At 26.9% G+C, this 11,721-nt stretch carries 11 protein-coding genes; 9 read left to right on the top strand and 2 right to left on the bottom strand.

Translation table 11 applies throughout. The features are described from left to right. Window positions 1-453 precede the first annotated feature (453 nt). The 6 genes from HF850_RS14640 to HF850_RS16175 all read left to right on the top strand — a co-directional run bounded on the left by HF850_RS14640 (window position 454) and on the right by HF850_RS16175 (window position 5,757). Window positions 454-618 carry a hypothetical protein gene (locus HF850_RS14640; protein ID WP_169106166.1) on the top strand — a complete coding sequence of 55 codons (165 nt, stop codon included), beginning with the start codon at window positions 454-456 and terminating at the stop codon, window positions 616-618. Between the two features lie 109 nt (window positions 619-727). After that, entirely contained in the window at window positions 728-1,165 is a 438-nt protein-coding gene (locus HF850_RS14635) for a hypothetical protein (protein WP_169106165.1), read from the top strand. 24 nt (window positions 1,166-1,189) lie between these two features. Next, complete coding sequence (locus HF850_RS14630) at window positions 1,190-1,654, top strand: VanZ family protein (protein ID WP_206151692.1); 465 nt, start codon at window positions 1,190-1,192, stop codon at window positions 1,652-1,654. 326 nt (window positions 1,655-1,980) lie between these two features. Then, window positions 1,981-3,519: an AbgT family transporter gene (locus HF850_RS14625; RefSeq protein WP_169106163.1), complete on the top strand. Its 1,539-nt coding sequence runs from the start codon at window positions 1,981-1,983 to the stop codon at window positions 3,517-3,519. A 290-nt stretch (window positions 3,520-3,809) separates the two neighbouring features. Further along, a complete protein-coding gene (locus HF850_RS14620) occupies window positions 3,810-4,673 on the top strand; it encodes a UbiA prenyltransferase family protein (protein ID WP_169106162.1) in 864 nt (287 codons plus the stop codon). A gap of 100 nt (window positions 4,674-4,773) precedes the next feature. After that, a complete protein-coding gene (locus HF850_RS16175; protein ID WP_169106161.1) occupies window positions 4,774-5,757 on the top strand; it encodes an HAD-IB family phosphatase in 984 nt (327 codons plus the stop codon). A 69-nt stretch (window positions 5,758-5,826) separates the two neighbouring features. On the opposite strand, the gene HF850_RS14610 is transcribed toward HF850_RS16175, so the two are convergent. Next, window positions 5,827-7,305, bottom strand: a complete 1,479-nt coding sequence (locus tag HF850_RS14610) for a glycosyltransferase family 39 protein (RefSeq protein WP_169106160.1) — start codon at window positions 7,303-7,305, stop codon at window positions 5,827-5,829. Between the two features lie 379 nt (window positions 7,306-7,684). Between HF850_RS14610 and fusA the strand changes: the two genes are divergently transcribed. Next, entirely contained in the window at window positions 7,685-9,772 is a 2,088-nt protein-coding gene (gene fusA, locus HF850_RS14605; RefSeq protein ID WP_169106167.1) for an elongation factor G, read from the top strand. A 149-nt stretch (window positions 9,773-9,921) separates the two neighbouring features. Beyond that, window positions 9,922-10,158 (top strand): hypothetical protein, encoded by a 237-nt coding sequence (locus HF850_RS14600; protein ID WP_169106159.1) that lies wholly within the window; start codon window positions 9,922-9,924, stop codon window positions 10,156-10,158. A gap of 536 nt (window positions 10,159-10,694) precedes the next feature. Here HF850_RS14600 and HF850_RS14595 read toward each other — a convergent pair. Beyond that, window positions 10,695-11,141, bottom strand: coding sequence for an SH3 domain-containing protein (locus HF850_RS14595; protein WP_169106158.1), 447 nt, complete (start codon window positions 11,139-11,141; stop codon window positions 10,695-10,697). A 306-nt stretch (window positions 11,142-11,447) separates the two neighbouring features. Between HF850_RS14595 and HF850_RS14590 the strand changes: the two genes are divergently transcribed. Continuing rightward, window positions 11,448-11,597 (top strand): hypothetical protein, encoded by a 150-nt coding sequence (locus HF850_RS14590; protein WP_169106157.1) that lies wholly within the window; start codon window positions 11,448-11,450, stop codon window positions 11,595-11,597. Window positions 11,598-11,721 lie beyond the last annotated feature (124 nt).

Genomic DNA, 11,721 nt, shown 5'->3' with positions numbered 1-11,721 from the left:
GGTATAGCTCAGTTGGGAGAGCACCTGCCTTGCACGCAGGGGGTCAAGAGTTCGAATCTCTTTATCTCCACCATTAAAACTATGAATATTTCTTCATAGTTTTTTATTTTGCAATTAAATGGTATTATTGTGATTATAGTTTTTATGAATTAATTACAGCATTAATAATAAAATAAGAAATAATAATACAAAGATAAAATTATAAAGAAACTTATACATAATAGTAAAATAATAAAATAAAAGATACAAATTTGACTAATGATAAAAGTGTACAGTATGAACCATATATATTATAATTTTATTTGTAAAAGTATTATATAATATATAAACTGTAACTTTATTAATTATCAATAGACTTAGGTTAAAGGTAAATTTTAATTATCATTAAGTATAAATTAAAAGTATATTACCATATAAATAGAAGTACAGTATTAAGAATGGAGATGAATTAATTTGTGCAGTAAGAGTAATTTAGAAGATGAACTTAAGAATTTAAAATTGACTAAGAGAAGCTTTTTGTTAGAAGGAAAAAATACAGAAAGTGTTGATGTAAAAATAAAATTAATAGAGGATAAATTAAAGAGTGCTATTTTAGAGAACGGAAAAGAAGATAAGTAAAAATATATTAATATAGAAATAAAAAATTATGTGAAAAATAAATATAATGACTTACATAACTGTTTTATTAAATGGTTATTAAATAATTAATTTATGAGAGGTTAGTGTTATGATTAGGACTGTTGTTTGTAAAAAAGATGGCTGCAGTGGAAATGAATTTTATATAACAACTAAAGATAATAAATTGATGTTAACTTGTAAGGAATGTGGAAATGTCTATTATTATGATGTAGGGTATTATGAATATACAATGCTGTCAAACTGTCAGAAGTGTAATAATGATATTTTTAAGGTTTTTCACGATTTAGATAAGGGAACTATTTATGCTAAATGTACTAAGTGCGGAAATCCTCCAGAGAAGGTATATATTGATGCAGAAGGTGTACAGGTAAGTTATGATGCAAAGTTATTACAGGATATAAGACAACTTATGAATCAAATTGATCAGAGAGTATGTAATTTAGAAATAAAAATAGAAGGTTTGGAGAAAGGACAGGAATTATTAGAAGAATCACTTGCTTATATAAATAAATATATGTCACAGTAGAATTTTATAATAATTAGGATAAGGATGATGAACAGCAAAAGAAAGATTATAAACTGGTGTCTTTTAATATTTTGGATGGGCATTATATTTTATATGTCTAATCAGCCAGCAAATATATCTGATAGTCAAAGCTTTAAGGTTATGTCTATCTTAAAAAACCTAAATATTGATGTTAACGGAATGTTTGGTGAATTTGCTAATTTTATAGTACGTAAATGTGCCCATTTCTTAGAGTATATGATATTGGGATTTTTAATAATGAATGTAGTAAGAATGTACTATGCATTCAAAATTAGTTCATTAATAACTTTAATAGGTGTATTTTTATATGCATGCACAGATGAATTTCATCAATTATTTGTGCCAGGAAGAGAAGGTGCATTTAGAGATGTTATGATTGATACATGTGGCGGATTAACATTCATATTATTTTATATACTATTTAGAATTATTCGAGGAAAATGTCTAAAGAATAATAGTAAAAACTAAAAATTATTTATATATGTTATTAAGCACTATAGAAAAAGTAAATTCTAGAGTGCTTTTTATTTTATAAAATATTAAGAGTTCACTATATAAATACAAATGTATTACTACAAAAAACAAATTGTAAATAAATTCAATTAATAGTTTAATATTTAATTATATAGAATATATATGTAAATTCATATAATGATAAAAAATAGTATAATACAATAGAAAAACAGTAAAAATGATAAAAGTATATTGTTAAATATTTAGTCGATATGTATAATTATGGTGAAATATTAAAAATTAACTTTACTATAAATTATATATTGACTAAGGAGAAATTTATGAGTAGCAAAAAGAAAAAAATAGGTATGCTTGGTGTTATTGAAAAAGTTGGGAATGTACTTCCGCATCCTACGACTTTATTCATAATATTATGTGCATTGATAATGATAATTTCTCATATTGCTTATAAGCTGGGAGTAGGAGTTACGTATGAGAGTATAGATATTGCAAGTGGAGAGTTAAAGTTATCTACTGTTAATGTTGTCAGCTTGCTTAGTCCAGATGGAATAAGATATATATTTACAAGTGCAATAAGTAATTTTACAGGTTTTGCACCACTTGGAACAGTATTAGTTGCATTGCTTGGAGTTGGCGTAGCAGAAGGAAGTGGCCTTATAGCAACATTACTAAAGAAATTAGTAATAAGTACACCTAAAAAATTTGTAACACTAGTTGTTGTATTTGCTGGAGTAATGTCTAGTATAGCCTCTGATGCAGGATATGTAGTATTAATTCCTTTAGGTGCAGTTATTTTTAGGAGTTGTGGAAGACATCCACTTGCAGGGATTGCAGCTGCTTTTGCAGGGGTATCAGGTGGGTTTAGTGCAAATCTTTTTCCAGGATCAACTGATGCATTATTAGCGGGAATAAGTACAGAGGCTGCTAAGTTAGCTAATCCTTCATATGAAGTTGGAATAACAGGCAACTGGTATTTTGTAATAGCATCTACATTTCTTATCACTATATTAGGGACAATAGTTACAGAAAAGATTGTTGAACCAAGATTAGGTAAGTATTCGGGAAAATACGGACAAGCAGATGAAAGTATGGATATATCCGATAATGAAAAAAGAGGTTTAATATTTGCAGGTATAGCTTTTTTAATAACTTTAGTATTAATAGGATTATTAGTAATTCCTTATAATGGAGTACTAAGAGATCCACAGACACATGAGATTTTAAAGTCTCCATTTATGACTTCTATAGTAGTTATTATTTCATTATTATTCATGATACCAGGTATTGCATATGGAATAGGTGAAAGAAGTATAAAGAATGATTCGCAAGTTATTAACCTTATGAGCAAGAGTATGTCATCAATGGGCTCATATATTGTTTTAGTATTTTTTGCAGCACAATTTGTAGCTTATTTTGGTTATACAAAGCTTGGAACTGTAATAGCTGTTAATGGAGCGAACTTCTTAGAGAGAACAGGAATACAGGGTGTTCCATTATTAATTGCATTTATATTAGTTTCAGCATTCATTAACTTATTCATGGGTTCAGCGTCAGCTAAATGGGCTATAATGGCTCCTATATTTGTTCCTATGTTAATGGGAATAGGATATACACCAGAACTTACTCAAATGGCTTATAGAATAGGTGATTCAACTACTAATATTATTTCACCTCTTATGAGTTATTTTGCACTGATAGTTGCATTTGCTGAAAAGTATGATAAAGAATCTGGAATAGGAACATTAATTTCAACAATGATTCCATATTCAATAGTATTCTTAATAGGCTGGAGTGTGCTTCTTATAGTTTGGTTTATATTAAAACTTCCATTAGGAGTTGGAGTTGGAATGTTCATGTAAACCATAGAAAATTAATAAGTTAAATTCTAATTACTATTATGACATATACAAGAGAGGCAGTTATAAAGTGATAATTAATATAATCATTTTATAGCTGCCTTTTTTGTATAAAAATAAATAATATTATTTCTTCAATATTGATATATCTTTGGTATTAAGACGAATTATATCTATTGAAAATGTGGGGAGAATTGTTAAAAAATAATTGATATAGTATAATATAAAAGCACAAAATTATAATGTACTTTAAGAATTAATCTTGAATTAATCTTGAATTGAGGTAGAAGTGTATGAAAAAATATTTAAAATTGATGAGAGTTCATCATTATTTAAAGAATGTATTAATTTTTTTACCCCTTGTTTTTAGTCAGAACTTATTTGACTTAACTTTATTAAGGAAAACAATATTAGGATTTCTTTCATTTAGTATACTTTCATCCATAGTGTATATTATTAATGATATACAAGATGTCGAAAAGGATAGGAAGCATCCAACGAAATGTAAAAGGCCTATAGCGTCAGGAGCAGTTTCAGTAAGGAATGCATATATATTGGCTATAGTCATTGCTATTGTTGGGATTACGCTAAATTATTTTGCTTGTGGATCTAATATTTGGGGATGGATATTTGTTTTATTATATGTAGGATTAAATTTTGCATATAGTATGGGATTAAAAAACCTGCCTATTATAGATATTACTATATTAGTATCTGGATTCTTATTAAGAGTTCTTTATGGAGCAGCAGTAACATCTATACAAGTATCTAACTGGCTTTATCTTACAGTAATAGCTATGTCTTTCTACTTAGGTCTTGGAAAGAGAAGAAATGAATTAGATACTCAGGGAAGTAAATCAAGAAAAGTACTTAAATTCTATAATCATGATTTCTTAGATAAGAACATGTATATGTGTCTTGGACTTACTATTGTATTTTATTCATTATGGTGTGTAGACGGTACTACTATTGCAAGATATTCTAATAGTAATATTGTATGGACAGTACCATTGGTTATGCTTATATGCATGAAATATAGTCTTGATGTAGAAGGAAATTCAGATGGAGATCCAGTGAGTGTATTATTAAAAGATAAAATACTTATGGGAATGGTATTCTTATATGCGCTTATTGTGCTTTTAATAATATACTTATAAACTTTAATAATTATATAATAAATACAAATAAGTTTTTTATTGCAAGATATTCATAATTTGAAGTGGGTATCTTGCAAAATAATATATAAGGATAGATGAGATGAACGTTTATGATTTCGATAAAACTATATATGATGGCGATAGCACATTAGACTTTTATAAATTTTCATTAAAGAAAAAACCATCTTTAATAAAATATTTACCTATACAAATTATAGGATTTATAAAATATATGTTTGGAATACATCCCAAACTAAAATTTAAAGAGAAGTTTTACTCATTTTTAAATGGTATAAATGATACAGATAACTTTGTAAATGAATTCTGGGATAATAATCAACATAAGATAAAACAATGGTATATTGATTCACAAAAGGATGATGATTTAATTATTTCTGCATCTCCTACATTTCTCTTAAATGAAATATGTAGAAGAATAGGAATCAAACATTTAATTGCTTCAGAAGTAAATAAAAATACTGGTGTATGTGAAGGTAAGAACTGCTATGGTGAGGAAAAAGTAGTAAGACTGAATGAAACATTTAAAGATCATAAAATAGAAGAATTTTATTCTGATTCTTTAAGCGATGCGCCTTTATCATTATTAGCAAAGAAGAGATTTATAGTAAGTGGAAATAATATTATTGTTTGGGATGAATATAAACCAGGAAAAATAAAACAGTTGAAATCAATGTTTTTATCAAAACAATTTTTTAACTTTTTAATTGTCGGCGGAATAAATACTATTAATGGTATATTATTTTCTTACATTTATTCATTATTTTTAGAAGTAAATACAGCATTTATTGTGGGATATATAACTTCAATGACTATTTCTTATTTGCTAAATAGTACTATAGTATTTAAAGAAAATATGGAATTTTATAAATATATAAAATTCTGCATATCATATATTCCTAATTTTATTATACAAAATATATGCGTATTGCTATTCTATAACATGCTGGGCTGGAATAAACTTATAGTTTTTGCATTAGCAGCTATTATAGGAGTACCTGTAACTTTTGTAATAATGAAGTTATTTGCATTTGGAAAAAAAGAAAACACAGCAATGGATAATTAAATTTTAGAATAATAATAAAAACACCTGAAAGATGCATTATTGAAAAATATTCATCTTCAGGTGTTTTTATTATTTATTAGGATTAAAACTGAAATTGAATGCAGTCACAGGCAGTATAGCAAATATATAGCTTACTATAAACGAATATCTGCATTGAGTTTCTAGTACAAGGAATATAGCTCCAAATCCACATAATATTATATAGAAAAGATTTATTATTTTATTTTCAGATTGTTGCTTTCTATTAAAAAATCCTATTATTATAAGAATTAGTAATATAGAATAGATTATTTGATATGAAAAGTTACCTTTGCCTGATATATCAAATACTATATCCTTATCTGGAATACCAAGTTCTGACCAGTATGCACCAGCACAATCACCACTTGACCATTGGGAAGCAAATTTTTCCAGGAAGAAACCAGCTAATTTCAATGGAGGAGTTGTAGTATATCTTTCAATAATTCTTTCTTTACATGCTTTTTCTAAAGCTTCTCTATTATCTAAAAGATCTGCTATAAATTCAGCATCTTCAGGATTCCAACTTCCACCACTTTCAATATTACTTCCTCTTACAGCTGATGTAATATTGCTTGGTTCACTTCCTCCCCATAATTTTTGATCTGTAATACCAACTTTAACAAGATAATTTCCTACGAATATAAATACCAATAAAAAAGGAATTATTATAAAAATAATATTTCTTAATTTTTTTAATATTGTGTCTTTATTATAAATTAATATATACATTATATAAGCTATAAGTACTATATATGCTATCATTCTAAATAAATGTCCTATTGATAATAATAAGCTGCATAATATTAAATATAATGAGTTTTTCTTATTATTAAATACTAATATAAATAAATACATACTTAATAAATAAAATGGTATAGCAATATTCTCAGAACAATATACAGGCACATATAAAATTGATGCAGGAAGTATTGACATTATAAATGTACCGATTAAAGGTCTTTTGGAATCATTAAATATAGAATTACAGATTAAGTATACTAAATATATTGAGAATGTAGACAAAACTACATTGATTCCTTTTACAACCATTAAAGCATTACTTCCAAATGATTTTATCATATATGAAAGGAATAAAATATATGGTGTCATATGAGGAAATCTTGCAAAGTATCCTAGTCCAGTAAGAGCACTGTTATCTCCAATTAATAAGTTCTGAGCTGTATCATACATGTTTTTGAAATCAGAAGTAGGTATACTTGGTGTAATAAATGCCCATATAAATCTCAAAATAAATCCTACTGCTATTGTGCCTATAAGTACTTTGCTTTTATCGATTTTTTTTCGGATGCTATAGATAAATGTTATTAGCAGGATAATATAAATTGCTAATATAGTTATATTTACATAATTCATATTTTTATATCGGATTGCAATACCTACAGATGTTGCAAAAAGGATAATGAACATTACTGTAAGAACGCATATTATGAATCGTGTAAAAAGTAATTCGAATTTACCTGATTTCGCATTCTTTTTAGTTAGTGAATGGTTTGCATTACTAGCCATAATTACTATATCTCCTTAATATATTATTAAATTTAGAAATGTATAATATGAATTTTACATACAACTAATTATAATACAAAAACCATAGGATATGTTCAGTTTTATATTAATATTATTGTGTAAAATTGGGTACTAATATTTATGTAGGGGATAGGGGAAAGGACTTAAAGGTAAGTTTTCAGAAAATTATGAATAATATAAAGGGTTTTAGCAATATAAATAGAATATTTATAATTATACTTCCAGATAATACATATACTATATAAGAATGTTGGTAATATCTAAAATAATAGATTTTATTTAATAAAGACTTATATCACTATATTATGAAAGGTAGGTGGAGCCAGCTTCTAATGAAGGTTAGGGTTTGGCAGAATTTATGAAGGATTATAATATTAAAAATTTAAGAAATGTTGGGTTAATAGGTCATAATAGTACAGGGAAAACATCTCTTGCAGAAAGCCTATTATATTATTCTAAAGTGACAGATAGGTTAGGAAAAATTGAAGATGGAACAACAGTATTAGATTTTGATGCAGAGGAAAAAAAGAGACAATTCTCAATTTCTTTGTCAGTAGCACCTATTGAATTTGATAAGGTTAAATTAAATATTATTGATATTCCTGGTTATGCCGACTTTAATGGAGAATGGATTCAAGGGATGAGGGCTGTAGATGTAGCAATGATTGTAGTAAGTGGAGTATCTGGTATAAAAGCAGGAACAGAAAGAGCTTGGGAGTACTGTAATAAAATCAAACTTCCCAGAACTATATTTATTAATAAATTAGATAGAGAAAATGCAAATTTTGATAACGTATTAGATTCTCTTAATCAAAAATTTGGGATAAGTGTAGTTCCGATTCAATATCCAATAGGAAAAGAAGATGATTTTAAAGGTGTAATAAATGTTATATCTGAAAGAGCAAGAATATATGATCCTGATAAAAAGGAAGTAAAAATAGTTGATATTCCAGAAGATTTAAAAGAAAAGGTTCATGCATGTAAGATAATGATTATGGAGTCAGTTGCAGAGACAGATGAAAAGTTATTGGATAAATATTTTAGTGAAGGTACATTAAGTGATGAAGAAATTTATAACGGACTTATAAAAGGATGTGCTAGTGGTGACATTGCACCAGTTATGTGTGGAAGTGCATTAAAAGTAATTGGAATGGATACATTAATAGAAGATATTATTGAATGTTTCCCTTCACCAGAATATGCAATACCACAAAAGGCTTTAAATCTTGAAAACAATGAAGAGGTTTTCGTAACTTTGGATCATGATAAACCATTTTCAGCATTGGTATTTAAGACAATTGCAGATCCATTTGTAGGAAAGATATCATTCTTTAGAGTTATTACAGGAGAAGCTGTCGATGATATGACAGTGCTTAATACAAATAAGGATAAGAATGAAAAATTATCACACATATGTTTTTTAAGAGGTAAAAATCAAATTCCAACAAAAAAAATAATAGCAGGAGATATTGGAGCAATATCAAAATTACAGTATACAAGTACTGGTGATACATTATGTAGTCCAGATTTTAAGATAAAATACGATAAGATGAATTTCCCAGCAACAGTATGCTCTATGGCAGCAATACCTAAGGCTAAAGGTGATGAAGAAAAAATATCACAGGCTTTAAGTAAATTAAAAGAAGAAGATCCTGTATTTGATGTATCTAGAGATATAGAAAATGCAGAAACTATAATTTCAGGGCTTGGTGAAACTCATATAAGTGTAATTGCAAGTAAAATTAAGAGTAAATATGGTGTAGATATAAATTTAGACCTACCAAAGATTCCCTATAAAGAAACAATAAAAGGAATATCAGATGTTCAAGGTAAGCATAAGAAACAATCTGGAGGTCATGGTCAATATGGTGATGTAGTAATAAAATTTGAACATAGGAAAGATAACGGAGAAGATCTGGAATTTGTAGATGAAGTTGTAGGTGGAGCAGTTCCTAGAAACTTTATACCTGCAGTTGAAAAAGGATTAAGAGAGTGTATTACTCATGGAGTTTTAGCAGGATGTCCGGTTATAGGACTTAGAGCTACTCTTCATGATGGTTCATATCATCCTGTAGATTCATCTGAAATGGCATTTAAGATGGCAGCATCTATTGCATATAAGAAAGGCTTAGAACAGGCGAAACCTATACTTCTAGAACCAATTATGTCACTTGAAGTTATAATTCCAGAACAATATATGGGAGATGTTATTGCAGATATTAATAAGAAACGTGGAAGAGTTATGGGAATGGAACCTGATAAAGATAAACAAAAGGTTATGGCAGAAGTTCCAATGAGTGAATTGAGGAAATATGCAACAGAATTAAGATCTATTACTCAAGGAAGGGGAAGCTTTAGTAAAGAATTCATAAGGTATGAGGAAGTACCGGAGTTTGAAGTAAACAAAGTAATAGACAGTATAAATGAAGGTAAAAATAATAAATAAAAGATAATATGCTGCCTTTCAATATAAAATTTTCTTTATAAAACAAATATTTATATTGAAAGGTGGTTTTAGTTTTTTGGATAAAATCATTGAAAAAAAGGAATACTATTCTAGTATAAAAATGACTTTAATAAGGAGGATATAAACTAATGTCAAATTATAGCATGGATATTAGTGGGGATATAGGATTGGCCGATTATAGTAATATTTTTGATTATTTAAAAATAATAGATAGGGATGATAATTTTATTATAAAAATTAATAAAAATAATAAAGATGATATAGGTCTAATAAATTCTATGCTTCAAGAAAATCAGTTTAATATAAAGTATACAAAGTATGATGAAAAGGGAAATTATTATATAAATGCAAATAAAAATTATTAAAAAATTTCGTGAATAAAACTGAAGTTATGTACATAAGATAATATTAGAAAAAATCCTTCAAGCACTGAATTTTTTCAATCTCATACATATTTTTATTAATTTAATTTTGGATAAGTACTTACAAGGTGATTTTTCATAATTGATTTGAGTATTTGTTTAGAATTAAATGAGATGAAAAAATTTTTTATATAAGCTATCCTTATCATTAAAGATAGGGATAGCATATTAAAAAATATATAGTTTAAATGTAGAACCTGTCTGAGAAATACTTCAGATGGGTTTTGTATTGTGTAAATAAGATAAATATAGTGTAAAACTATGTTTGAATATAAATAGAGTAAAATTATAAAGAGTATTTTATAAAACAAAATAGTCACAGTTATATTTGGGTTAATACAACTGTGACTATTGTTAATTGTATATAAATAAAAATGGGGGAGAGGCGATTAAATATTGAAGTTAAATACTTCATTATAATTATTACCAAAGGATATTCTATTTATACACAAAACGAGAAAATTAATAAGTTAATTTTATTAATTTTTTCTATATAATTCTGTAGGTGAGGAAGAGAGATTAGAAAATGAATCGTCTGGCACCCATCCTCTAGAGTTTATATTATTATCAATTGGTAGAGCAACATAGTACCATGTTGCATTATTGACAGTAACTTTTTCTAAAATTCCAACCTGCATTCCAATATCAAGGATTTTAAGTATAGGTGCGTTTTTATCTGGATATAAGTATATATTAGTTTTTTGAGGAAGAAGTCCATATAAATTATCTACAGTCAAAAACTCTAGTAGGTAGTTTTTTTGAGAATCTAAAAGCTGATTATATTTATTTCTGACAGTAGAAAGCTGATTCTTTAATAAATGATTTTCTCTTAATATAGATGTCATATTTTCTTGAAATTTATAAAATACTATAAATCCACCTCCTCCTATTATGATTAATAATATTAAAAAAAATAAGAATTTCATATTAGAATAATACTCCTGATTTATGAATATATTTAAATATATTTGAAATGGTTAAAAATAATTCCAGAATAAATATTTCAGATAAAAATATGATAATGTTTTCAATAAGGAATATATTTTTTTTCTATGGGTAAAATATTAATTATTATAAAGTAAAACTTGTGAATAAAAAGAGTATATACAATCTTGTTTTGCTTAATAATAAATATTCATGACTGTATATTTTAGGGGGAAGATACTTGTTCTAAAATACACAGTTTGTAGATTTATTATATATTTAAAGTAATTTTAGAGGAGGTAGTTTAAATGGATTTTATCAATTCTGGTGTGGATATTAATTCATATGTTGCAAGGTATATGGATGAAATGGGATGTAGTTTTCAACAAGCATGTGAAGATTTAGGCATTAATGAAAATGAGGTATTCAATACTGTGAGAACAGAGGAAATGTATTAATATTATTAATTAAGAGAGAATGAATTTTAGAAATAACTAAGAATTATAAAGAGGCTGTCGCACTAGGCGGATAAAATCCGCCGGCGGTAGCCTATTTTTCTATATGTTATTAGAATATTTTCTT

Source organism: Clostridium sp. SM-530-WT-3G (genome assembly GCF_012843905.1).
Lineage (GTDB): Bacteria > Bacillota > Clostridia > Clostridiales > Clostridiaceae > Clostridium.
Note: the sequence above shows the minus strand (reverse complement) of the source record. Positions and strands in the feature narration are given on the sequence as shown.